We start from the raw sequence: 22,734 nt of genomic DNA on the forward strand, positions 1-22,734 counted from the left end.
CGCCAAAAATTCATGTGGACAGTGCTCGTTTCCCTGTTTCTATTTGCCCTCTTTTGCGTAGCCGTGGTTTTCTCGGTGCGCGCGGCCCAAACCGCGCGTACCCCTCAGGGCGCAGTGGGTTGGGTGGTATTCCTGCTTTCAGCCCCGATGCTGGCGGTTCCTCTTTATCTGTTTCTTGGTCACCACCGTTTTCGGGGATATCGCGTGGCACGCCGGGAAAGCGAAAGAGTCGTTGAGGGCATCAAGACCTTTGCGGACTATTCCAAACCCGATCCGGAAAAAATGAAGATCAACCCAAGACCATTCGAGGCTCTGGCACATCTGCCCGTCTCGCGTGGCAATGGCGCTCAGCTATTGATTGATGGCGACAGCACTTTCAAATCCATCTTTGAAGCAATTGATTCTGCGAAGAATTACGTCCTCGTGCAATTCTACATCGTGCGCCACGATGAACTGGGTATGGAGCTTCAGGACAAACTCATCTCAGCGGTTCAAAGGGGAGTACATGTCCGTTTCATGACCGACGCCGTTGGCAGTTACGGGTTAGCGTCGGATTACCTTGAGACGTTGCGCAAAGCCGGGGTCGACGTGGCGGACCCGCGCGAGCAACGCGGACCTAACTTTCGCTTCCAACTCAACTACCGCAATCATCGGAAAACAGTGATTATTGATGGTGAGGTCGGGTTTATTGGCGGTCACAATGTTGGTGTCGAGTATCTGGGCCAGGATCCGAAATTTGGTCACTGGCGTGACACCCATATCAAAATGCAGGGCCATATCGTCAGGCAGTTGCAGCTGATCTTTACCGAAGACTGGCATTGGGCCCGGAATGAGGATCTGATCGATGAACTCGACTGGGCCGGCAATGAATCCGATCAGGATATGAACGCCTTGCTCGTCGCGACCGGTCCCGGAGATGAAACCGAAACAGGCGCGATGATGTTCTTTTCCGCGATCGCAGAGGCCAAGGAACGGCTTTGGATTGCATCACCCTATTTTGTGCCTGACATCGACATTATGACTGCGTTGCAACATGCCGCTTTGCGCGGCGTTGATGTTCGTATCCTTCTTCCGGATGTCATTGATCACCGCCTTCCGTGGCTTGCCGCATTCGCGTTCTTTGATGAGATCCGAAAATGCGGGGTGCGTGTATTCCGCTACACTGATGGCTTCATGCATCAAAAGGTGTTCGTAGTGGATGATACTCTGGCTGCCGTGGGCACCACCAATCTTGACAACCGATCATTCCGTTTGAATTTTGAAGCAATGGCACTGTTTTTCGACAGTCGCGCAGCCGAGGCCGTAGACAACATGCTGCGCAAGGACTTTGAAACCAGCTATGAACTGACCCGCACTTTGTCGCAACAGCCCACTCATATCCGCTTTGGCGCACCGATCGCGAGGTTATTTGCCCCTATTCTTTAGTCAGTCGGGGAAACGTTCCTGAAAAACCTGGTTCATAAGAGCTACCATATATGCAGTCGACAATCCAAAGGCCAACAGGCCGGTGACAGATGCGAAAGCACCAAAAATTCTCAGGCCTTCTCCAAGCACAATGTCGCCGTAGCCCAGCGTGGTAAATGTAACCAACGAGAAATAGAGCGCAGAGTTCCAATCAGGCAGAACATCACCCAAAACCCAGATGATGGCCCATATCCAAACCTGAATTGTATGGGTGGCAATAATAAACGCCAACGCGATGGTGATTGGACCAGCGGTTGCCAATATCTTGCCCTGGCTTTCCCATTTTTCGACAATCCGGCGAATAACCAGGGTGCACCATGTCAGCAGCACGATTTCGACCAGGAAGCAAAGACCAAGATACATGCTGCCCCAAAGGATCTGTTGCGACAACGTCATGAAATGGTCCTGCTTTTTTTGTGATCGCGAATGCGACCTCAGAATGACCTCTCATTCGGGTATGAGCAACCCCGCCATCCTTTGTGCGTGGGTGCGGCGAATGGAACCCGAACAGTCTGCGCTATGGACAGTCGGGGATACGGTTGCACATTGTGGCTTACAGAAAGTGAGATGACATGCTGCTGACTATAGATCGCGTTCAAAAAACCTATCCCGGTGGACGCCCTGTGCTTCAAGACGTTTCTCTGTCGCTCGACATGGGTGAAACGCTTGCACTAACCGGAGAAAGCGGCAGCGGCAAAAGCACACTCCTGAATTTGGCAGCTGCGCTGGATGGGTTCGATGGTGGTGAGATTACGCTTGATGGTAAAGCCTTATCGTCACTGAATGATCCCGGACGCGCCGAACTGCGGCGCCAGAAAGTGTCCTTGGTTTTTCAGCAATTTAACCTGATCCCATCCCTAACCGTGGACCAGAACCTCTCATTTCATGCGCGGTTGGCAGGCAATTGCGACTCTGAGTGGATTTCACATCTGGCGCAAAGGTTGGGTCTTGGGGACCTGCTGGAGCGCTATCCAGAGAGCCTGTCTGGCGGTCAGCAGCAAAGGGTTGCGATTGGCCGAGCGATGGCAGCAAAGCCTAAGCTGTTATTGGCGGACGAACCCACCGGGAACTTGGATGAAACCGCCAGTTCAGTGGTACTGGACCTGATGTTGTCTCTGGTCGCCGATACGGGCGCCGCGTTGCTTTTGGTCACACATTCTCAGGATATCGCTGCCAGACTGGACCGCCGCGCGCATCTGGCAAACGGTCGTATCACATGACAGGTCCTGTGGTTCAGGCATTGCTGTCCCACTGGCGCAGGCACTGGCTGCAATTGGCCACATTGCTGATCGGCATTGCACTGGCGACCGGCCTTTGGTCAGCTGTTCAGGCCATCAATTCCGAGGCGCGTTCCAGCTATGCCCGGGCCAATGCCCAGCTTTCAGTTGGACAGTTGGATGAAATACGCGATCCAACAGGCTACATACCACTATCGCGCTACGTTGATCTGCGGCGCTCGGGCTGGCAGGTAGCGGCGGTGCTCGAGGGGCCGGTCCGCATCGGTGATCGCACGCTTCGCTTGATGGGGGTGGATATGGTTGCCTACCCCGCTCTGCCCGCCATGACAGAGTTGGAACAGAGCGATACGCCGCCAAACCCCTCTGAAATACTGACTGCTCCGGGACGGTTGTTGATTTCACCCGATCTCATTGATCTGTTCGATGGGCGCGATGATCTGCCACCTATCCTTGTCAGCAGCGCCCTGCCCCCGGATTTCATTCTGACTGATATCGGTGTCGCCGAAAGGCTCCTGAACCGGTCCGGACAAATTTCAAGACTGGTCGTGTTGCCTGACCAACCCGGGTCATTGCCACCGCTGTCGGAAATCGCCCCTGAACTGGAAAGACAAAGCCCGACCTCACAAATCGATACGGCACAACTGACCGACAGCTTTCATCTGAACCTGTCAGCATTCGGCCTTTTGTCATTTGCAGTTGGTCTTTTCATCGTGCATGGGACGGTCGGACTGGCATTTGCCCAGCGACGTGGAATGATCCGCACCTTGCGAGCGCTGGGTGTTTCGATGCGGCGGCTCGTATGGATCACGTTGGCCGAACTGATCATGTTCGCCCTGATCGGAGGCATTCTGGGCTTGGTGATTGGCCATCTGATTGCGGCGGCTTTGCTTCCTGATGTCGCCGTAACCTTGAGAGGGTTGTACGGCGCTCCAGTCGACGGGCAACTCTCTCTCAGACCACTTTGGATCGTATCGGGGCTGGCAATGGCAATCGGCGGCACGTTGCTCGCCAGCGGCCATGCGCTTTGGCGGCTGTCCCGGATGCCCTTGCTCGCGAGCCCCGGTCTGCAGGCATGGGGCGGCCAAACAAACGCTCGAAGACTTAGCGCGCTGTCGGGTCTGGCACTTATCATAGGCGGCATGATTGTATTCTTCAGTGCCAAAGGGCTGATCGCTGGTTTTGTGATGCTGGCGGGCATTCTAACCGGAACCGCCTTGTTGCTGCCTGCCATTCTATCCGTGCTATTGGCGAAGTTTGCGCGGCGTGCAAAAGGGCCAGTTACGCAGTGGGTTTGGGCCGATATGCGCGCGCAGCTTCCCGGACTGTCACTTGCACTGATGGCCCTGCTGTTGGCTCTTGCGGCCAATGTCGGTGTTGGAACGATGGTTTCCAGCTTCAGGCTGACGTTCATCGGCTGGCTTGATCAACGCCTGACATCCGAATTGTATGTCACCGCCTCAGATAACGAACAGGCGGAACAGATCATCGACTGGCTTGCACCCCAAGTTGACGCCGTGTTGCCAATTCGAAGTATTGAACTTGCTCATGAGACAGGCCCGCTGTTCCTGTATGGTATAATCGATGACGATACCTATCGTCAGAACTGGCCCCTGATCGCTTCAATTCCGAATGTTTGGGATAGTGTTCTGAAGGGCGGTGCTGTCCTCATTAATGAACAGTTGGCGCGCCGGGAAAACCTGTGGCCGGGTGACAGTCTGATGCTTGCCCCGCGTCACACCCTCGAAATCGCTGGCGTCTATTCTGATTATGGGAATCCGACCGGTCAGGCGATTGTTTCTATGGCAATGCTGGATCTCGTAGCGCCCGGCGCTGCTTCGCGTCGCTTTGGCATTCGCCTATCCCCTGATCGTGCAACTGAAATGGCCCAGACCTTACGGGATCGTTTTGATCTTCCAAATTCCAGCGTGGTGCATCAGGCCGCCATGAAAAAGCAGTCTCTGGCGATCTTTGAGAAGACATTCGTCGTCACTTCTGCCCTGAATGTGCTGACGCTTGGGGTCGCGGGCTTCGCAATCCTCACCAGTCTGCTGACCCTCTGGACCCAGCGACTGCCACAGATTGCGCCAGTATGGTCTCTCGGCATGACCAGATCGCGATTGGCTCAGTTGGAGCTGCTGCGGAGTATACTGCTGGCGGCACTCACTGCCTGTTTGGCCTTGCCATTGGGGTTAATCCTGGCGTGGATACTCTTGTCAGTGATCAATGTTCAGGCCTTTGGATGGCAATTGCCGATGCATCTGTTTCCAGCAGATTGGATTCGGCTGTTTTTGCTGACCCTGCTGGCTGCGGCAGTAGCAGCCGCCCTGCCCGCATGGCGCCTTCGGCGCATCCCACCCGCCGATCTTCTCAGGGTATTTGCCAATGAACGTTAGAGCGTTTTTGATGTTCCTGCTGTTCCCTCTGGCCGCAATGGCACAAGGTTACGCCGGTTTGGGGGGCAACGCCGATGGTTTCACCGCCCCAACGCCCGGAAATCAGTTCCAGTTTCCGCAGGACCACGGCCCGCATCCCGACTATCGGATTGAATGGTGGTACCTAACCGCAAATCTCAAAGGTGAGGATGGACGAGACTACGGCATCCAATGGACACTGTTTCGCTCGGCCTTGAAACCATCAGAAGAGGATGGTTGGCAAAGCCCGCAATTATGGCTGGGTCATGCAGCCGTCACTACGCCTGATGCTCACTACTTTGCCGAGAGGCTGTCGCGCGGAGGCATTGGTCAGGCAGGCGTGACTGCGCAACCTTTCGAAGCATGGATCGACGAATGGCAGATGAAAGCTGATCCCGACATCAATGCGCTGCGCCTGACGGCCAATGGGGCTGAGTTCAGCTATGACCTGTCTCTGGATGCCGCAGGACCATTGGTATTTCACGGCGAAGATGGGTATTCGGTCAAGTCTGCCGACGGTCAGGCAAGCTACTACTACTCGCAACCCGGCTACCGGGTCGAAGGTGTCCTACACCTGCCTCAGGGAGATGTCGCAGTCACAGGCCAGGGCTGGCTGGATCGGGAATGGTCATCTCAACCATTGGCGGCAGATCAAAGCGGTTGGGACTGGTTTTCGCTGAGCTTTGATGACGGACAAAAGCTGATGGCCTTCCGCCTGCGTGGCGATCGCGGAGACTACACCTCGGCCACATGGATTGATGCAAACGGTGTTGGAACTGCTTTGCCGGATGGCGCTGTCTCATTCACACCTCTGGAAACCCAAACCGTTGCTGACAGAAATGTCCCGGTACACTGGCGCGTGGTCCTGCCGGATCGCGAACTGGATGTGGAGGTGTCCGCCCTTACACCCAAATCATGGATGGGAACGCGCTTTGCCTATTGGGAAGGCCCGGTTTTCGTTTCAGGAAGTCACAGCGGTCAGGGCTATCTGGAAATGACCGGGTACTGACCCAAATGTCGCCAGACTGTCACAGCTGCCTTTTATGACGGTCCCAAATATAGAGGGACTGGAAATGACAAAACTCAAAGTGGGCGCTGCGCTGATGGTCGCCGATCTCAAGACCCATCGTGATTGGCTTGTAGATGGGCAGCGTGATCTGGAAATTCAGGATTTCTTTTATCCAAACAATTTGGGCGATGCAGCTGAAGACTTGATCGCCACCGCTAAGAACACTTTGCAAGGGTATTCGGGGCGATTGGGTATTCATGGCCCGTTCTATGATCTGCCGCTGGATTGCCATGATCCCGAAGTGCGCATCATTGTTCAGAAACGTATGCACCAGGCGCTGGATATCGCAGCTAAACTTGGTGCAACGCAAATGGTCCTGCACTCGCCTTATTCAACGTGGGACTACCACAACCTGGACAGCGACCTGACTTCCCGAGAAACGCAGATTTCGCGCGTTCACGAAACCCTTTCACCTGTTGTTGCAAGGGCTGAGGAATACGGTGTCGTACTGGTGATCGAGAACATCGAGGATAAGAACCCTCTTGATCGGGTGATCCTGGCCAATAGTTTCAATTCCGACTTCGTACGCGTGTCACTCGATACTGGCCATGCGCATTACGCGCATGGCGCTACGGGCGCACCGCCGATTGACTACTATGTCCGTGCTGCAGGAGACCGACTGGCGCATATCCACCTGCAAGATGCCGACGGTTATGCAGACCGACATTGGGCGCCGGGTCAAGGAAGCATAGACTGGCAGGCTGTCTTTGAGGCAATCGCCGAAGCCGCATCACAGGCCCGGCTGGTGCTGGAACTGCGACACAGCAACGACGTTATGTCGGGGTTTGAACATTTGGTTGCTCTGGGCCTGGCTGAATAGCAAGGCCCAGAACTGATTTATCTGACCACGTAGACAGAAACGGTCGAGTGCCGCACCACGCGCGCTGCATTCGGCCCAAGCAGATAGTCTTTGAAATCAGGCTTGTGTGCCCCGATCACAATCAGATCCGAGCCCGCACTCTCTGCCGTCTTCAGGATCTCCTGATAGGCTGTCCCCGTGGCGACCACATGGCGGATAGAAGCATTACGCTCTTCGCCCAAGGCCGAAACACAGAGATGGGTCAGTTTTTCATGGGCATCCGCAAGCGCCTGCTCGTGATGATGCGGCTCGAAAAAGCTGCTCACGAAGGACTCGCCATAGTCCGGCAGCACAGTCACGACATCAAGCTGCGCCCCTTCATGCCCCGCCAACTCGGCTGCTTGTTTCAGAACCTGAGCGTCAAGATCGCCGTTACTGATATCGACGGCACACAAAACAGAGTTTGTCATGCTGGCACCTCTTGTCTTGCGGCGCGACCGCGTTGAAGGAAAGCGATCAGACCCAGAAGGATCATCGCAGGGATATAGATCAGCTGCTTCGGAGGCTGGCTGGACGGCAGACTGACGGAGCTCAGGCGTACGGCCTCGTCACCGTAATAGTCAAAGTTCGCCAAATCATCGGCAACTGGTGATCCAAACATCGGTTCCTCAAGTTTGACAAGGCCATCTTCTTCGAACAGCAGCAGCCCCATCGCGTCTACGCGCGCTTCACCGCCCTCTTCAGAACCAACTGGCACGACAACCGTGGTGTCCACCATCTTGCCGGTGTCAAAATCAGGCCCACTGATAACCATCCGAACATCTGTTCCGGGTGGTGTCTGACCCATCGTCTCAACAAATGCAGCAGGCTCGACCGAAGTGAATGGAGGCGCGATGCGATCCATGAAGAAGTCTGGTCTGAACAGGGCAAACGCCACGAAGATCAGTGCGATGCTTTCATAGATGCGGCTATGGGTCAGGAAGTAACCCATGGTGCCCGCTGTGAAGACAAGGATCGCTATCGTCGCGAATATCGCCACGATAATCCCTTCAACCCATGTCACATCGATCAGCAGCAGATCCGTGTTAAAGATGAACACAAATGGCAGTGCAACGGTACGAAGCGAATAGAAGAAAGCCGTGAAGCCTGTCTTGATCGCGTCCCCGCCCGAAACGGCTGCTGCAGCAAAGCTTGCAAGACCTACCGGGGGTGTAACGTCCGCCATGATGCCAAAGTAGAAGACAAACAGGTGTACCGCGATCAACGGTACAATCAGTCCGCTCTGCGCCCCCAGTTCCACAACCACGCCAGCCATCAGTGAGCTAACAACAATGTAGTTCGCAGTGGTGGGCAGACCCATGCCAAGGATCAGGCTGAGAAGGCCGACCATCACGAGCATCAGGATCAGGTTACCGCCCGACAGGAACTCCACCAGATCAGCCATCACCTGTCCGACACCTGTCAGCGTCACGGTACCCACGATAACACCCGCTGTGGCCGTTGCCAGCGCGATACCGATCATGTTGCGCGCACCGTCGATCAGGCCCTGCCACAGGTCGGCAACACCATCGACAAAGAACGCCGGCAGGTTGCTTTCACCACGGAAGATCGCCTTGAGCGGCTTTTGCGTCAGCAGGATCACGAACAGCAATGCCGTCGCCCAGAAAGCTGACAAGCCAGGTGACTTCTGCTCGATCATCAGGAAGTACACCAGCACGATGATCGGCAGCAGATAGTGCAGACCCGCTTTGTAGATTTCACTGATCACCGGAAGCGTGACTTCTTTGGCGTTCGGATCATCAGGCTCCAGATCCGGAACCTGAGCCGCGAAGTACAGAAGGACCACATAGACGGCGCAGACAATAAGGCTAAGCACCAAGCCGGCCATGGTTGGCACCCATGCCGTTACCGCATCGACCGGGAATTGCGAGCCATAGCAAAGGCCTGCAAAGATCAGGAAGAACGACAACATGCCAACAACCGTCCGCGCCAGATGCACATCGCGATCACCAAGTGTCGGCATGTTCCGCTTAACCGCCTCGAGGTGAACGATATAGACCAGAGCGATGTACGAAATCGCCGCAGGCAAGAAGGCATGCGTAATTACCTCGACATAAGAGATGCCGACATATTCAACCATCAGGAAGGCTGCAGCCCCCATAACCGGCGGCATGATCTGACCGTTGACCGACGAGGCAACCTCGACCGATCCCGCCTGTTCGCTGGAAAAGCCAACGCGCTTCATCAGCGGAATGGTAAACGTACCAGTGGTCACAACGTTAGCGATCGACGAACCCGAGATCAGGCCAGTCGCAGCCGAACCAACAACGGCCGCTTTGGCCGGTCCACCGCGCAGGTGGCCTAGCGCACCAAACGCCATCTTGATGAAGTAATTCCCTGCCCCGGCTTTATCCAGCAAAGCTCCGAACAGGACGAACAGGAAGACGAACTTGGTGGAAACACCCAAGGCGATACCAAACACGCCCTCGGATGTGATCCACATGTGGCTCATAGCCTTTTTAAGGCTTGCACCTTTCCATCGGATAACCTCGGGGACCCATTCAGAAGACCCAAAGAATACGTAAGCCAGGAAGATCGTCGCGATGATCGCCATTGCCGGACCAAGCGCGCGACGCGCGGCCTCGAACAGCAATAGCAATCCAGCTAGAGCGACCCATTTGTCGGTATCATCCGCAAGACCGCCCGCATTCACGATTTTATCGTAGAAGAAATATCCATATAGCGCGATTGCCGCGCCCATGATTCCCATGATCCAATCCTGAATCGGGATATAGTTACGCGGGCTGGACTTCAGCGCAGGATAGGCCGCGAAAGCCAGGAACAATGCAAAAGCAAGGTGAAACTGACGGGCGTTGTTGACGACACTTCCGGGCAACAGGTAGTTGGATAAAGGCGACGCCAGAACCACCTGAAAAATAGACCAGATTGCGGCGACAATCGCCAGAAACAGCCCTACGTTTCCAGCAGGATCACGTGCACCCGCATCCGAGGATGCGACCAGTTCCTGCAGTTCTTCTTCGGATAACGGACGATTGCCCTGTTGATCAGCGCTCATCAAATCTCTCCCCGTCCTGCGGCCGGTTTCCGGCGCGGTTTTTTTGTTCCGGTGTTCTGCCGGTAAAAACGAGGCGCAAAACTGCGCCTCGTTCCAAAGTCACTGGTGGATTACTGAATCCAGCCTTTTTCTTTGTAGTACTTCTCAGCACCCGGATGCAGCGGAGCCGACAGGCCGTCTGCGATCATTTCTTCGGGCTTCAGGTTCGCAAACGCGGGGTGCAGCTTTTTGAAGTCATCAAAGTTTTCGAAGACCGAGCTTACAACTGCGTAAACCGCGTCATCCGACACGTCTGCCGAAGTTACGAAAGTCGCGCCAACACCAAAGGTCGAGGTGTCGCCGTCCGAACCACGATACATGCCACCGGGGATGGTTGCGGTACGGTAGAACGAGTTGTCGTTGACCAGCTTGTCGACAGCGTCACCGCTTACGTTCACCAGAACCGAGTCACACGCGGTGGTGGCTTCCTGGATCGAACCCGATGGGTGACCAACGGTGTAAACCATTGCGTCGATCTGGTTGTCGCACAGAGCCGCCGACTGTTCAGCCGCCTTCAGTTCCGTCGCCAGTTCGAAGTCGTCAGTGGTCCAGCCCATTTCGCCCAACAGGACTTCCATGGTGCCGCGCTGACCGGAGCCGGGGTTACCGATGTTGACGCGCTTGCCCTTCAGGTCTTCGAAGTTGGTGATGCCGGAATCGGCACGAGCAACAACTGTGAACGGCTCAGGGTGTACCGAGAATACGGCGCGCAGGTTTTCGAAGGGGCCAGCCTCTTCGAATTTCGAGCTGCCGTTATACGCATGGTACTGCCAGTCGGACTGAGCAACACCAAACTCCAGCTCGCCTTCGCGGATGGTGTTGATGTTGTAGACGGAACCACCGGTCGATTCGACCGAGCAGCGCACGCCATGCTCTTTACGTCCTTTGTTCACCAGACGGCAGATCGCGCCACCGGTCGGGTAGTAAACGCCTGTTACACCACCAGTACCAATGGTGATGAATTCTTCGGCATAAGCGGCCGGAGCCATGAAGGCAGCGGTGATGACCGCGCCGAGGCTGAGCTTGCTGCTGTTTTTCATTTATGAACTCCCAATTTTTATGTTTGGCAGACGGAAAAGGCGCATTGCCCCCGTCCGGGGACCGTGCCGATAAGTCAATCTTGCCCGTCTTGCAACGGGTACAACTCACTGAATTTTCCAAACTCTCCCAACATATTCGACGTTTCATTCAGACACATCGATTGTCAAGGCCAGCGCCCGGATCAAGGGCGCAAAGCCTCAGATATGACGATATTTGCGAGAGTTTCCCCGCCTGACGAACACATCCGCAAATCTCGTGACACCTATAGGTTGTTCATATCTAAGCGCATGTATGTGGTCGCAAGCAGCGCAAAGGAGAGACCTGCTGCTACGCTTACACAATTGGTTCTACATCGATGTAAGGGTTGTGGTGCCCAAGGAGAGACTCGAACTCTCACGCCCGTGAAGGCGGGGGATTTTGAATCCCCTGCGTCTACCATTCCGCCACTTGGGCCACGTGCAATGGATTAGCGTCCTCAAACGGGAAGGTCCAGAGGCAAAAACCATCCAATTTCCTGTTCGTTCAACCAAGAGCGGTTGACGCGTTGGCAGGTGCGTGGTTTGCCTAACCCCAACTGATCTTGGGACCATAGTATATAATGTTGCGATCGCTTTATGACTGGACAATTCGTCTGGCGGATCACCCTCATGCCCTCTGGGCGCTGGCAATCGTAGCATTTGTCGAAAGTTCGTTCTTTCCGATTCCACCTGACGTTCTGATGATTCCCATGATTCTTGCGCGCCCATCGCGTGCCTGGTTGATCGCCACCGTTGCATTGGTGGCTTCAGTACTTGGTGGCATGCTTGGATATGCGATCGGGGCATTCTTCTATGAAAGTCTGGGCCAGCCGATCCTTGAAGCGATGGGCAAAGGTCATGCCATGGAAGAATTCAACCAGCGATTCAATGATTTCGGGTTCTGGGCAGTGCTGACCGCGGGGATCACTCCGTTCCCCTACAAGGTCATCACTATCATGTCCGGCTGGACCGGAATGCCGCTTGGGACTTTCATCGCAACATCGATTCTGGCACGTGCGTTGCGATTCTATATCGTCGCCGGTCTGCTGTGGGGGTTCGGCGAACCTATCCGGGATTTCATTGAGAAACGTCTGGGTCTGGTCTTCACACTGTTCATCTTCCTCCTGATCGGAGGATTCCTGTTGGTGAAATACATATGACGAAACAACGCGCACTCATATTCCTCGCAGCCGGCGGATCAGCCGCTCTGCTGCTTGCAGCGTGGGGATTTCAACATCTTGGTGGCATGGCGCCATGCAAAATGTGCATCTGGCAACGCTATCCGCATGGCGCAGCCGTTCTGATTGGTGTTGTGGCGCTGGCCCTTCCCGGACAGCGCTTCCTGCCCCTGCTGGGTGCGCTCGCTGCATCGATCACTGCCGGGATCGGAGTATATCATGCAGGTGTCGAGCGAGGATTGTGGGAAGGTCCGACAAGCTGCACTTCGGGCGATATTGGAGGGTTGTCCGCGGAAGAGCTGATGGAACAGATCATGTCGGCACCGCTGGTTCGCTGTGACGACATCCCATGGGAGTTGTTTGGCCTGTCGATGGCCGGGTGGAACGCAGTACTATCAGCGTGCCTGGTACTGGTCTGGATTGCCGCGTGGCGTAGCCGGTAACTCTTAGATTTCGTCCAGTTCCGCATCCCAATACAGAAAGTCGATCCAACTGTCGTGCAGGTGGTTTGGCGGAAACTTACGGCCGATATTGCGTAAAGCCTCGGCATCCGGCTGCCGAGGCGGCTTGCGCAATGTCATACCCGCCTGCCGGAGCGATTTTGAGCCTTTGCGCAAATTGCAGGGGCTGCACGCAGCCACAACATTCTGCCAGCTTGTTACCCCGCCCGCGGCACGCGGTACGACGTGGTCAAAGGTCAGATCCCCACGGCTGCCACAGTACTGGCAACGGAACTCATCCCTCAAAAATAAATTAAAGCGCGTGAAGGCCACGCGCTTTCTGGGTTTTACATAATCTTTGAGGACAACCACCGAAGGTATTCGTATTTCGGTACTGGGACTGCGGACAACTTCGTCATATTCGGCGACGATATCGACCCTGTCCAACCAGGCCGCTTTGATCGCCTCCTGCCACGGCCACAACGAAAGCGGATAGTATGACAAGGGGCGGTAATCGGCGTTCAAAACCAATGCCGGATGATGCTTTAGTGCACCGGGTTCCCTGACAAATTCGGTCCTGAAGTCTCCGTCCATCACAGAATCGCTCCTCGCTCTCAGCTGCCCGTTTGTGACACCAGAGCGGGGAGCACCCGCCCCGGTCTTACTATGACTATATATCGTGTTAAAACTCTGACAAGCCCTGAGTTTCCACAATATGTCGAAGATTGGGTAAGCCGAATCCGTAACAGTGACATGACAGTTATCCACAGGTTGCGCACTGTGTGTCGCTCGGGCTATGGCGGGGCATGTCCTGGTTCATCCGATTCAACAAACCCTTTGATGTGCTGCCGCAGTTTACCGACCGTGCGAACGCGGAATCGCCGCGTAGCACGTTATCGGATTTTATCGACCTGCCTGGCGTCTACCCGGCTGGTCGGTTGGATCGGGACAGCGAAGGACTGATGCTGCTGACAGACCATGGCCGCCTGCAGGCCCAGATATCAGACCCAAAACACAAGATGGCCAAGACCTATTGGGTTCAGGTCGAAGGTGTGCCAGATGCTGCCGCCCTCAAGGCGTTGCGAGACGGTGTTGAACTCAAAGAAGGTCCAACACGCCCTGCCCGGGCCCGTGCGATAGATGAACCTGAAGATCTGTGGCCACGCACCCCGCCAATTCGTGAGCGAAAGACTGTTGCGGACAGCTGGATTGAACTGACGTTGCGCGAAGGTCGAAACCGTCAGGTTCGTCGAATGACGGCAGCGGTTGGACACCCTACCTTGCGTTTGATCCGTGCCCGCATCGGCGACTGGACTTTGGAGGGGTTGGAACCCGGCCAATGGGACAGCCTGCCCATGCCCACATTGAACTCGGCACCGCAGCGAAAAAGAGATCGCCGTCCCCGCCGGTGACAGAAGCCCTTATTTCCGCTAAACTAATTTTATGAAAGTGACGCCAGAGATACCTACCCCCTCCGCCATTCTGGAGGCTGCGTTGTATGTCGATGATCTGGATGCAGCTGAACGGTTTTATGGTGAGATACTGGGGCTGACACGCATTCAGCGTGTTGAGGATCGTCACGTATTTTACCGTGTCGGCGGCGCTGTCCTGTTATTGTTCAACCCGGAACAAACCGAGCAACCGCCAAACAACCCAGATCTGCCTGTTCCTCCGCATGGTGCTCGTGGAGCCGGACATGTTTGTCTGGTTCTGACTAGGGATGAAATTGATGCAATGCGTAAGCACCTGCTCAACTGGAACATCCCGGTCGATGCAGAGTTCGACTGGCCCGGCGGGGCGAAATCACTGTATATTCGTGACCCTGCAGGGAATTCAGTCGAGTTTGCCGAAGGCCATCTCTGGGATTAACGCAAGGTGAAACGCTTGGAAATCCGGTTTACCGGCGTTCCGTCGCGCAGCTGCACACCATACGCGACCGAGTAATCCTGAAATCCCATCTTATCGTAGTAGCTTAAGCCCGATACATTATCGGCCCGGATAGTGGCATTGATCGCGGAAAATCCTAGCGCTGAAGCCACTTTTGAGGTCTCGGAAAACAATGCACGACCCGCGCCTTTCAGAACCGGATCGCGTCGCGTGAAGGTTGCTATATCCGCGCAGTCATCAGGCAGCGCATCATGCGCCCCAAGCCATTGAAAACCAGCAACTTCACCCTGATCATCAAGGGCAACATGACAACAGATCTTATCTGTTCCATCAAGATAGCTCTGCGCGAACAATGGCTCAGAAAATGGGATTTCAATCGCGGTCGTACCGCCGATCGCGATGATCTGATTGAGAATGCGGCAGGTGTCCGCCACATCCTCTCGCATCATCGGGCGAACGGCGATCATCGTTACAGGCTCAATTTGTCGCGCATGAAGGCCAACGCCACGCTCAGACCGTCCGGTGCAATCCCATGGCCTGTGCCTTTCATGACGTGAGCGTAAACTTCCTGGAACCCTGCGCTTTGCAATGCCTCAGCGGCCTCAGGCAAAGACTGGGGCGGCACAACATCATCAGCGTCACCATGCACCAGCAGAACCGGCATCCTGCTGACAGTCTCGTCAGGCAGCAAGTCGGGCTCCAGCAGTCGGCCCGAGAAAGCGACGATACCTGCCACCGGGTCTTCCCGGCGCGGGGCAACATACAGGCTCATCATTGTGCCTTGCGAGAATCCGAACAGAACCACCTGCTCTGGCAAGACATCCTCGTCCACCATCAGGGCATCGAGGAAAGCGTTGAAATCCTCAACCGCCATTTCCATACCGCGGCGCGCTTCTTCCTCGGACGAACCATCGATCCAGGGGATCGGAAACCACTGGTACCCATTGGGCATACCGGGGATTTGTTCCGGAGCATCTGGTGCCACGAATAATGTGTCCGGCAGATGCTCGCCCAGCGGATCGGCCAGACCCAGCAAGTCGGCCCCGTTGGCACCATAGCCGTGTACGAACACCACGACCGAGCGTGTGTCGCCCGAAACCGGCTCTTTTCGGAGCGCATTCAAAACCCGTGTCATCTGATCCCTTCTCGTTCTTTAGCCACCCGGTAATAGGCCCACAAAACCCGCGCCGCAACCGAACGCCAGGGTGACCAGGCTTCGGCCATCAATCGTAATTCCTTGTCCGTCGGACGTTTCGATAGGTCATAGAGGATGCGTGCAGCCTCCTGCAGGGCCAAATCACCCGGCGCGATCACGTCCGCACGACCCAGAGAGAACATGGCGTAGATTTCGGCGGTCCATATACCGATGCCGGGCACTTCGGTCAGGACTGCAACGACTTCTTCATCGGACGCATCTCTCAGCGCTGTATAGTCAATACGGGCTTCGGCCAACGCACGGGCATACCGGATTTTCTGCCTGCTCAGACCCACGGCCCGCAAATCATCATCGGTTGACCACATGATCTTGCGCGGACCCGTCAGTTTCGCGTCCTTGAGGCGTTTCCAGATGGCATTGGCCGAGGCAACACTGACTTGCTGACTGACTATCGCACTCAGTAACTGAGAGAATCCGTCTGGTCGGCGCCGTAGAGGCAACGGCCCTGTTTTTTGCATCGCATAAGCCATACGCGGACAGGCCGTTGCCAGCCACTCAGCCCCCTCTTCCACGCATTCTGGCGTTTCGATAATGCGACCGACGGCCATGAGTTCTCCACCTTAGATACACGCTGCACGTTAGGCGGCTTTGCCGCATATGCAACCCGCTTGTAAGTAACGGCTTTCGCCGATACGCATATGCCCATGACAATGACCGCCACCACTCCGCCCAACAACCGACAGGCCAAACGCAACGTCGCCGTTTTGGTAGCTGCGCAATCTATCCTCGGCGCTCAGATGCCGATGATCTTTATCGTGGGTGGACTGGCAGGGCAGTCTCTGGCGTCAAATCCCTGCCTTGCAACCCTGCCAATCTCGCTCATCGTCCTGGGGTCGATGCTGGCAGCGACACCGATTTCGGCGATCATGCAACGATGGGGGCGGCGCGTCGGATTCCTAGTTGGTGCAACCGCTGGCGCATGTGGTGGTGTCGTAGGTGCTTATGGCCTGTACCTCGGATCATTTCCGATATTCCTGTTGGGAAGCCTGCTGACCGGCATCTACATGAGCGCCCATGGATTCTATCGTTTTGCAGCAGCCGACACCGCTTCGGACGAGTTCCGGCCCAAAGCGATTTCGTATGTCATGGCGGGTGGATTGGCAGCGGCAATCATCGGCCCGCAGATCGTCAAACTGACCGCTGAGTCCTACGTCATCCCGTTTCTCGGCACCTATATCGCCGTAATCGCCGTTAACGTCATAGGATCGGCGCTGTTCTTTTTCCTGGATATTCCAACGCCACCCCGCCCAACAGCGGATACGCCCAAAGGGCGAACACGGTTGGAACTGTTGAAAACACCACGCATCGCTGTTGCCATCACCTGCGCAATGGTCTCTTACGCTTTGATGAACCTTGTCATGACTTCGACGCCGCTGGCTGTTGTCGGTTGTGGCTATACAGCGAATGACGCCGCCGATGTTGTCACAAGTCATGTTCTGGCGATGTATGTGCCCAGCTTCTTCACCGGGCACTTAATCGCGCGTTTTGGTGTTGAAAAGATTGTAGCGCTTGGCCTCGCCATCCTGGCAGGCGCAGGTGTTGTGGCCTTGCAGGGTGTGGATCTCGGAAACTTCTTCGTCGCGCTGATCTTATTGGGCGTTGGATGGAACTTCGGTTTTATTGGCGCAACCAGCATGTTGGCGGCATCGCACGAAGTTCATGAACGTGGTCGGATGCAAGGCCTGAATGACCTTCTGGTGTTTGGCGGCGTGACACTTGCCTCACTCGCCTCGGGCGGATTGATGAACTGCTCTGGCGGTTCACCGATCGAAGGTTGGACGGCTGTAAATCTGGCAATGATTCCATTGCTCACCTTGGCAGGCGGCGCTCTTCTCTGGCTGACTATGCGCCCGCGAACAGTTTAATCACCAAGCTCGGTTATTGCTGTAAACGCATTGCTTTGTTCAGCTTCGGCAATGCCTTCGTCGATGTGTATCCGGTAGATTTCCCACATCTGTTGACGCAGCTCCCGGCCTTTCCCGGTTATCCGAAGAATGCGGCCACGACCGTCACCTGAGACAGCGTGGCGTGTCAGCAAGCCCTCTTCCGCCATACGCGCGACCTGTCTGGAAAAACTCGATTGATCAAATAGCAACTGCTCTTCCAGCTGTTTAGGTCTCAAACCTTCCGGCTCTCGCTCGAGCTCCCACAAGACGTCATACCAATGCAGGCGAGGATATCCCGCCGCCACCAGTGCCTGTTCTGCCCTTGCAAATATCCGCGTGCGTGTCCGGTTCAGTGCGATCCAGGCTGCTTCTCTCTTCTCAAATCCGCTCATCACGCCTCCGCGAGCTTTGTATTTTTGCTTTGCGCACCATTATAGATGCATTTACATCTTTATTTATCAACCACAGCAAATCTGAGAAACACCATGAACCTTTTGCGCGCAACCACTCTAACACTCGCAATGGCTTCACCCGCCGTTGCAGAAACCTACCACTTCGATCAAAGCCATACCGAAGTCCGCTTCTACTACAATCACGCCGGGCTGACCGAACAATCCGGCGAATGGACCGCCCTTTCTGGTACTGTAGAATTCGATCCAGAAAACGTTGCTGCAACCAGCGCCGACATCACCATTGATGCCTCAAGCCTCGAAACTGGCTGGGGGCCGCTTAACGATCACCTCAAAAGCAACGACTTCTTCGCGATCGAGGATTTTCCGGAGATTCGATTTGTCTCGACCTCAGCCGTGCAGACGGGTGCAGACACATTGCGCATGATCGGTGACCTGACGATCAAGGATCAGACCAAACCTGCAGCTTTGGATATCGAGCTCAAGTTCATGGGCACCCATCCGCTGGGCGGCTTTTTCGATTATTATCAAGGTGATTGGGTCGGTGTTGAAGCAACAGGGCTGTTGCTGCGCAGCGACTATGGTGTTGGTATGTTTGCCCCCGGCACTTCAGACTCGGTAAAGCTCAAGATCTCGGCCGAACTTCGTGAAGGTGGCTGGGAATAACTACCAGCGTCCCGTCGCCGCCTTTGTCATCAGAGACAAGCGGCGACGAATTTCTCCCTGCCCAAGCGCGCCTTGGGCAACCCGCTCCGGCTGTGCGATCACTTTTTTTAAAACCCATTCTGCCTGCCAGCCCGCGTAAAGTGCCGGGCATGCATCCCTTGAAACTGCCGCTCGGTTGGATTGAGCGTTCATCAATCGTTGCAATGCTTTTTGCGCCAACATGCGAACCCCATCCGGGGTGCCATCGAGCAAAGGTATACGACCTCGCGCCTCTAGATCGGGGATCGCTCGAAACCAGTTGGCGACACCAACACCGTATCCAAAGTCACGCAGAACCGTTTCATCGGCAGCACCAAGGGCTTGTGCCGAGACAACCATCAACGTTCCGGCACTGTGATCAATATAGCTTTCGAAATGCTCTTCGTCTTCGAACGGATCTCGATAAATATCCCAACGTCTTACGGCCACATATTCATCCAACTGCGCCGCCAAGTGGGGGGATAGCACACGTGACAGTGGTGTGACTACTTCGTGCCTGCGCACGGTCGGCCCCTCGGCAACTTCCTGCAGTGCATCGCGCCACCATTGCAGTCGCATTTCTGCAATCATGGGCTCCTGAGTGACCCAGGGCGCGCGCGCAACCTCGACATTCATCGCATACAAAGGAAACAAAACCGATCGCGTAGCAACCGGGGCAGCCATCGCAGCCAGAAAACGGTCGGGATCAGCGCGATGAACAAGCCCCGCGCAGGCCTTTACATCATCATCGAACTTCACAGTCACTCCGCAGCCGCCGACTGTGTTTTGCAGTCGCGCACCAACTTCCACTGAATCGCCTCAAGCAGTGCTTCAAACGAGGCATCCACTATGTTCGCACTGACGCCGACAGTCGACCAACGCCGGCCCTGCCCGTCTTCGCTGTCGATTATGACCCGCGTGACCGCCTCGGTCCCGCCCTGAGTTATGCGCACTTTGAAGTCGACCAGATGCATATCATCCAATATCGGAGAGTACTGCCCTAGGTCCTTGGCCAGCGCCTTAGACAGCGCGTTTACCGGACCACGGTCACCGCCGGAATCGTCAAGTGACTCGCTGACGGACAGTTTCTTTTCTCCGTCAACTTTGACCACAACAACAGCCTCGGACAGGCTGACCATCTTGTTGTACTTGTTCTTGCGCCGTTCGACGGTGACTTTGTAGCGTTTGACCTCGAAGAACTGCGGCAACTGCCCCAATTCATCGCGCGCCAGCAGCTCGAAACTGGCCTGAGCGGTATCGTAGGAATAGCCCTCAGCTTCGCGCTGCTTGATCCGTTCCAGAATACGACCCAACGCCGGATCACCCGCCTCGACAGTCAGGCCCGCTTCGCTCAGACGACGGCGCAGGTTGGACTGTCCCGCTTGATTGGACATCGGGATGATGCGCGAATTGCCGATAGTGGCCGGATCAACATGCTCATACGTCGTCGGATCCTTGAGGATCGCACTGGCATGCAGGCCCGCTTTGTGGGCAAATGCCGATGCTCCGACATAAGCAGATTGCTTACTGGGCACCCGGTTCAGAATATCATCCAGCATCCGGCTGGTCCGAGTCAGACCAACCAGCGCTTCACGGCTGACCCCGATGTCAAACTGTGATGCGTACGGTTCCTTGAGCAACAATGTCGGGATCAAAGCGGTCAGATTGGCATTACCGCAACGCTCGCCTAACCCGTTCAATGTTCCCTGAATCTGACGCGCCCCTGCATCAACGGCAGCCAAAGAGCAGGCGACCGCATTTTCGGTATCGTTGTGGGTGTGAATGCCCAACCGATCTCCTGGCAAACCTGCAGCGATCAGTTCAGAGACAATCTTGCCCACTTCTGCAGGTAGCGCACCGCCATTGGTATCGCACAGCACCACCCACCTTGCGCCAGCCTCCAATGCCGCCCGGCACACTTCGGTCGCATAGGTCGGATTGTCCTTGTAGCCATCAAAGAAATGCTCGGCATCGAACAGCGCCTCGCGCCCTTGCGCCACGATATGTGCGACCGATGCCCTAACGTTCTCCGTGTTTTCCTCAAGCGTAATGCCAAGCGCTTGGGTCACGTGGTAGTCGTGCGATTTGCCCACCAAACACACCGCCTGCGTTCCGGCATTCATCACCGCTGCCAGAACATCATCATTATCTGCAGACCGGCCTGATCGTTTGGTCATACCAAATGCGGTCAGCGTGGCCGAGGTTTTAGGGGCCGCATCGAAAAACGCACTATCCGTGGGGTTTGCGCCGGGCCAGCCGCCTTCGATGTAATCAACACCCAACTCATCCAAAGCCTGCGTAATCTGGACCTTTTCCGCAGTCGAGAACTGCACACCCTGCGTCTGTTGTCCGTCACGCAAGGTGGTGTCGTAGAGGTAGAGGCGTTCTTTTGTCATCGCTTGCTCCCGCTGGCCCTCAGTCATCGATTACGCCTGCTTGTCGCAACAGGAATGATTTGGATCAGCCATCAGACATTCTCCAACTTTGCCGCATCAAAGCCCGCTCCGGGCACCAATTCCACACCGTCTTTGCTCATGCGCACTTCCAGACCTGCAGCCAGATACGCGGCCTTTAGCCGGTCTACTTCCGAGAAGTCTTTGTTTTGCATAGCAACAGCGCGTGCGTCGGCAAGTTTGGTTGCGTGAGCAGACAAGTCCAATGACGCGGTATCCGCCCAGCTTCCGATTTCATCAGTCAGTAACCCCAACACCTGAGCGCTGGCCAACAAGCTCTCCGCATCTCCATCCGCTGCCAAACGGTGCAGTTCGGTCAAGGCGCCCGCAGTATTCAGGTCATCACTTAATGCGGCGACGACCGCGGGTGCCGCGTTGGCGGCGGGCTCGATGCCCGCTGTCAGCGCCCGCCACTTGCGCAGCGTCGCTTCGGCCTCGCGGGCCTTTTTCTCGGTCCAGTCCATCGGCTTGCGGTAATGGGTCTGCAGGAAAACAAAGCGGATCACCTCACCCGGCACGCCCTGTTCCAACAAGTCATGTACGGTGAAGAAGTTGCCCAGTGATTTGGACATCTTCTTGCCTTCTACCTGCAGCATCTCGTTATGTAGCCAGTACCGAGCGAACTCCCCTTCGGGGTGTGCGCAGCAGCTCTGAGCGATCTCGTTCTCATGATGTGGGAACATCAGGTCGTTGCCACCGCCATGGATGTCAAAGCTCGCCCCCAGCAGCTCATAACTCATGGCCGAGCATTCGATATGCCAACCCGGACGTCCACGACCCCACGGGCTGTCCCAACCCGGCAGATCGTCAGTCGAGGGCTTCCACAACACGAAGTCCATCGGGTTCTTCTTGTAAGGCGCTACCTCGACCCGAGCGCCTGCGATCATGTCATCAACAGAACGGCCTGACAGCTTGCCATAGTCTTTTTTCCATGTGTCTACGGCAAACAGGACATGGCCATCCGCAGCGTAAGCATGACCTTTCGCGATCAGATCTTCGATCATTGCAATCATCTGCGCGATGTATTCGGTCGCGCGTGGCATCTCATTGGGCTCCATCGCGCCCAGTGCACCCATATCATGCAGATACCAGCCGATGGTTTCATCCGAACGCTCCTGTACCAGCTGCTCCAGCGACCCTTCCGCACCGGCCTGTTTACGCGACAGCGCCGTGGCGTTGATTTTGTCGTCCACGTCCGTGAAATTGCGCACATAGGTCACGTGATCTGTGCCATATACGTGACGCAGCAGCCGATAGAGCACATCGAATACAACGACTGGTCGGGCATTTCCCAGATGTGCTCGGTCATAGACGGTAGGCCCACAGACATACATCCGCACATTTGCTGGATCGATCGGCACGAAATCCTCTTTCGTCCGCGTCCGTGTGTTGTGCAGTTTGATCGTCGTCATCGGTCGGCTCCTAA

At 55.7% G+C, this 22,734-nt stretch carries 23 protein-coding genes and 1 tRNA gene; 11 read left to right on the plus strand and 13 right to left on the minus strand.

Annotated features, from left to right (window positions below):
* The first annotated feature begins 12 nt into the window (after positions 1-12).
* Positions 13-1,425 carry a cardiolipin synthase gene (cls, locus tag ACR0IO_RS00190; protein ID WP_480738430.1) on the plus strand — a complete coding sequence of 471 codons (1,413 nt, stop codon included), beginning with the start codon at positions 13-15 and terminating at the stop codon, positions 1,423-1,425.
* Here cls and ACR0IO_RS00195 read toward each other — a convergent pair whose 3' ends face one another.
* A complete protein-coding gene (locus ACR0IO_RS00195; protein WP_155141919.1) occupies positions 1,426-1,860 on the minus strand; it encodes a potassium channel family protein in 435 nt (144 codons plus the stop codon).
* Between the two features lie 176 nt (positions 1,861-2,036).
* Between ACR0IO_RS00195 and ACR0IO_RS00200 the strand changes: the two genes are divergently transcribed.
* From ACR0IO_RS00200 to ACR0IO_RS00215, 4 genes are all read left to right on the plus strand, one after another.
* Positions 2,037-2,684, plus strand: a complete 648-nt coding sequence (locus ACR0IO_RS00200; protein WP_480738433.1) for an ABC transporter ATP-binding protein — start codon at positions 2,037-2,039, stop codon at positions 2,682-2,684.
* Positions 2,681-5,095: an ABC transporter permease gene (locus ACR0IO_RS00205; RefSeq protein ID WP_480738435.1), complete on the plus strand. Its 2,415-nt coding sequence runs from the start codon at positions 2,681-2,683 to the stop codon at positions 5,093-5,095. Before ACR0IO_RS00200 ends, ACR0IO_RS00205 begins: the two co-directional genes overlap by 4 nt.
* The gene (locus tag ACR0IO_RS00210; RefSeq protein ID WP_480738437.1) at positions 5,085-6,122 is read left to right on the plus strand and encodes a lipocalin-like domain-containing protein; all 1,038 of its coding nucleotides are present in this window, start codon (positions 5,085-5,087) and stop codon (positions 6,120-6,122) included. The genes ACR0IO_RS00205 and ACR0IO_RS00210 overlap by 11 nt, the downstream gene beginning before the upstream one ends.
* A 64-nt stretch (positions 6,123-6,186) precedes the next feature.
* Positions 6,187-7,002: a sugar phosphate isomerase/epimerase family protein gene (locus ACR0IO_RS00215; RefSeq protein ID WP_480738440.1), complete on the plus strand. Its 816-nt coding sequence runs from the start codon at positions 6,187-6,189 to the stop codon at positions 7,000-7,002.
* Positions 7,003-7,019: 17 nt separating this feature from the next.
* Here ACR0IO_RS00215 and ACR0IO_RS00220 read toward each other — a convergent pair whose 3' ends face one another.
* The 4 genes from ACR0IO_RS00220 to ACR0IO_RS00235 form a co-directional block, all read right to left on the minus strand.
* Entirely contained in the window at positions 7,020-7,451 is a 432-nt protein-coding gene (locus ACR0IO_RS00220; protein WP_155141929.1) for a universal stress protein, read from the minus strand.
* Positions 7,448-10,057 carry a TRAP transporter permease gene (locus ACR0IO_RS00225; RefSeq protein ID WP_480738443.1) on the minus strand — a complete coding sequence of 870 codons (2,610 nt, stop codon included), beginning with the start codon at positions 10,055-10,057 and terminating at the stop codon, positions 7,448-7,450. The genes ACR0IO_RS00220 and ACR0IO_RS00225 overlap by 4 nt, the downstream gene beginning before the upstream one ends.
* 110 nt (positions 10,058-10,167) lie before the next feature.
* On the minus strand, positions 10,168-11,136 hold the full coding sequence (locus tag ACR0IO_RS00230) for a TAXI family TRAP transporter solute-binding subunit (RefSeq protein ID WP_155141932.1): 969 nt from the start codon (positions 11,134-11,136) through the stop codon (positions 10,168-10,170).
* 368 nt (positions 11,137-11,504) lie between these two features.
* Positions 11,505-11,590 (minus strand) — tRNA-Leu (locus ACR0IO_RS00235).
* Between the two features lie 145 nt (positions 11,591-11,735).
* On the opposite strand from ACR0IO_RS00235, the gene ACR0IO_RS00240 reads away from it, so the two are divergent.
* Both ACR0IO_RS00240 and ACR0IO_RS00245 read left to right on the plus strand, forming a co-directional pair.
* Positions 11,736-12,314 (plus strand): YqaA family protein, encoded by a 579-nt coding sequence (locus ACR0IO_RS00240; RefSeq protein WP_155141934.1) that lies wholly within the window; start codon positions 11,736-11,738, stop codon positions 12,312-12,314.
* A complete protein-coding gene (locus tag ACR0IO_RS00245; protein WP_155141936.1) occupies positions 12,311-12,775 on the plus strand; it encodes a disulfide bond formation protein B in 465 nt (154 codons plus the stop codon). Before ACR0IO_RS00240 ends, ACR0IO_RS00245 begins: the two co-directional genes overlap by 4 nt.
* A gap of 3 nt (positions 12,776-12,778) precedes the next feature.
* Here ACR0IO_RS00245 and ACR0IO_RS00250 read toward each other — a convergent pair whose 3' ends face one another.
* Entirely contained in the window at positions 12,779-13,366 is a 588-nt protein-coding gene (locus tag ACR0IO_RS00250) for an HNH endonuclease (protein WP_155141950.1), read from the minus strand.
* 212 nt (positions 13,367-13,578) lie between these two features.
* On the opposite strand from ACR0IO_RS00250, the gene ACR0IO_RS00255 reads away from it, so the two are divergent.
* Positions 13,579-14,184 (plus strand): pseudouridine synthase, encoded by a 606-nt coding sequence (locus ACR0IO_RS00255; RefSeq protein ID WP_480738449.1) that lies wholly within the window; start codon positions 13,579-13,581, stop codon positions 14,182-14,184.
* 31 nt (positions 14,185-14,215) lie between these two features.
* Positions 14,216-14,641 carry a VOC family protein gene (locus ACR0IO_RS00260; protein ID WP_480738450.1) on the plus strand — a complete coding sequence of 142 codons (426 nt, stop codon included), beginning with the start codon at positions 14,216-14,218 and terminating at the stop codon, positions 14,639-14,641.
* Here ACR0IO_RS00260 and ACR0IO_RS00265 read toward each other — a convergent pair.
* From ACR0IO_RS00265 to ACR0IO_RS00275, 3 genes are read right to left on the minus strand one after another with little or no spacing between them, the layout of a single operon-like run.
* Positions 14,638-15,126, minus strand: coding sequence for an N-acetyltransferase family protein (locus ACR0IO_RS00265; protein WP_480738452.1), 489 nt, complete (start codon positions 15,124-15,126; stop codon positions 14,638-14,640). The two genes, ACR0IO_RS00260 and ACR0IO_RS00265, sit on opposite strands and share 4 nt — an antisense overlap.
* Positions 15,127-15,128: 2 nt before the next feature.
* Positions 15,129-15,794: an alpha/beta hydrolase gene (locus ACR0IO_RS00270; protein WP_480738455.1), complete on the minus strand. Its 666-nt coding sequence runs from the start codon at positions 15,792-15,794 to the stop codon at positions 15,129-15,131.
* Positions 15,791-16,423, minus strand: a complete 633-nt coding sequence (locus ACR0IO_RS00275; RefSeq protein ID WP_480738458.1) for a DNA-3-methyladenine glycosylase family protein — start codon at positions 16,421-16,423, stop codon at positions 15,791-15,793. Before ACR0IO_RS00275 ends, ACR0IO_RS00270 begins: the two co-directional genes overlap by 4 nt.
* 96 nt (positions 16,424-16,519) lie before the next feature.
* On the opposite strand from ACR0IO_RS00275, the gene ACR0IO_RS00280 reads away from it, so the two are divergent.
* Positions 16,520-17,740, plus strand: a complete 1,221-nt coding sequence (locus ACR0IO_RS00280) for an MFS transporter (RefSeq protein ID WP_480738460.1) — start codon at positions 16,520-16,522, stop codon at positions 17,738-17,740.
* Here the strand turns inward: ACR0IO_RS00280 and ACR0IO_RS00285 are convergent.
* On the minus strand, positions 17,737-18,153 hold the full coding sequence (locus ACR0IO_RS00285) for a MarR family winged helix-turn-helix transcriptional regulator (RefSeq protein ID WP_480738462.1): 417 nt from the start codon (positions 18,151-18,153) through the stop codon (positions 17,737-17,739). The two genes, ACR0IO_RS00280 and ACR0IO_RS00285, sit on opposite strands and share 4 nt — an antisense overlap.
* A 129-nt stretch (positions 18,154-18,282) precedes the next feature.
* Between ACR0IO_RS00285 and ACR0IO_RS00290 the strand changes: the two genes are divergently transcribed.
* Positions 18,283-18,837 (plus strand): YceI family protein, encoded by a 555-nt coding sequence (locus ACR0IO_RS00290; RefSeq protein ID WP_480738464.1) that lies wholly within the window; start codon positions 18,283-18,285, stop codon positions 18,835-18,837.
* Here ACR0IO_RS00290 and ACR0IO_RS00295 read toward each other — a convergent pair whose 3' ends face one another.
* From ACR0IO_RS00295 to cysS, 3 genes are all read right to left on the minus strand, one after another.
* A complete protein-coding gene (locus tag ACR0IO_RS00295) occupies positions 18,838-19,614 on the minus strand; it encodes a squalene/phytoene synthase family protein (protein ID WP_480739775.1) in 777 nt (258 codons plus the stop codon).
* Between the two features lie 2 nt (positions 19,615-19,616).
* A complete protein-coding gene (gene cimA / locus ACR0IO_RS00300; RefSeq protein WP_480738466.1) occupies positions 19,617-21,251 on the minus strand; it encodes a citramalate synthase in 1,635 nt (544 codons plus the stop codon).
* Positions 21,252-21,322: 71 nt separating this feature from the next.
* Positions 21,323-22,720, minus strand: a complete 1,398-nt coding sequence (gene cysS / locus ACR0IO_RS00305; protein ID WP_480738469.1) for a cysteine--tRNA ligase — start codon at positions 22,718-22,720, stop codon at positions 21,323-21,325.
* Between the last annotated feature and the right edge of the window lie 14 nt (positions 22,721-22,734).

Source organism: Ruegeria sp. CE12 (genome assembly GCF_056537525.1).

Coding starts and splice junctions, on each gene's coding strand:
- cls (WP_480738430.1), top strand. CDS start 13: ATGTGGACAGTGCTCGTTTCCCTGTTTCTATTTGCCCTCTTTTGCGTA.
- ACR0IO_RS00285 (WP_480738462.1), bottom strand. CDS start 18,153: ATGAGCGGATTTGAGAAGAGAGAAGCAGCCTGGATCGCACTGAACCGG.
- cimA (WP_480738466.1), bottom strand. CDS start 21,251: ATGACAAAAGAACGCCTCTACCTCTACGACACCACCTTGCGTGACGGA.
- ACR0IO_RS00200 (WP_480738433.1), top strand. CDS start 2,037: ATGCTGCTGACTATAGATCGCGTTCAAAAAACCTATCCCGGTGGACGC.
- ACR0IO_RS00205 (WP_480738435.1), top strand. CDS start 2,681: ATGACAGGTCCTGTGGTTCAGGCATTGCTGTCCCACTGGCGCAGGCAC.
- ACR0IO_RS00210 (WP_480738437.1), top strand. CDS start 5,085: ATGAACGTTAGAGCGTTTTTGATGTTCCTGCTGTTCCCTCTGGCCGCA.
- cysS (WP_480738469.1), bottom strand. CDS start 22,720: ATGACGACGATCAAACTGCACAACACACGGACGCGGACGAAAGAGGAT.
- ACR0IO_RS00260 (WP_480738450.1), top strand. CDS start 14,216: ATGAAAGTGACGCCAGAGATACCTACCCCCTCCGCCATTCTGGAGGCT.
- ACR0IO_RS00225 (WP_480738443.1), bottom strand. CDS start 10,057: ATGAGCGCTGATCAACAGGGCAATCGTCCGTTATCCGAAGAAGAACTG.
- ACR0IO_RS00275 (WP_480738458.1), bottom strand. CDS start 16,423: ATGGCCGTCGGTCGCATTATCGAAACGCCAGAATGCGTGGAAGAGGGG.
- ACR0IO_RS00250 (WP_155141950.1), bottom strand. CDS start 13,366: ATGGACGGAGACTTCAGGACCGAATTTGTCAGGGAACCCGGTGCACTA.
- ACR0IO_RS00280 (WP_480738460.1), top strand. CDS start 16,520: ATGACAATGACCGCCACCACTCCGCCCAACAACCGACAGGCCAAACGC.
- ACR0IO_RS00195 (WP_155141919.1), bottom strand. CDS start 1,860: ATGACGTTGTCGCAACAGATCCTTTGGGGCAGCATGTATCTTGGTCTT.
- ACR0IO_RS00240 (WP_155141934.1), top strand. CDS start 11,736: ATGTTGCGATCGCTTTATGACTGGACAATTCGTCTGGCGGATCACCCT.
- ACR0IO_RS00215 (WP_480738440.1), top strand. CDS start 6,187: ATGACAAAACTCAAAGTGGGCGCTGCGCTGATGGTCGCCGATCTCAAG.
- ACR0IO_RS00230 (WP_155141932.1), bottom strand. CDS start 11,136: ATGAAAAACAGCAGCAAGCTCAGCCTCGGCGCGGTCATCACCGCTGCC.
- ACR0IO_RS00265 (WP_480738452.1), bottom strand. CDS start 15,126: ATGATCGCCGTTCGCCCGATGATGCGAGAGGATGTGGCGGACACCTGC.
- ACR0IO_RS00245 (WP_155141936.1), top strand. CDS start 12,311: ATGACGAAACAACGCGCACTCATATTCCTCGCAGCCGGCGGATCAGCC.
- ACR0IO_RS00270 (WP_480738455.1), bottom strand. CDS start 15,794: ATGACACGGGTTTTGAATGCGCTCCGAAAAGAGCCGGTTTCGGGCGAC.
- ACR0IO_RS00255 (WP_480738449.1), top strand. CDS start 13,579: ATGTCCTGGTTCATCCGATTCAACAAACCCTTTGATGTGCTGCCGCAG.
- ACR0IO_RS00290 (WP_480738464.1), top strand. CDS start 18,283: ATGGCTTCACCCGCCGTTGCAGAAACCTACCACTTCGATCAAAGCCAT.
- ACR0IO_RS00220 (WP_155141929.1), bottom strand. CDS start 7,451: ATGACAAACTCTGTTTTGTGTGCCGTCGATATCAGTAACGGCGATCTT.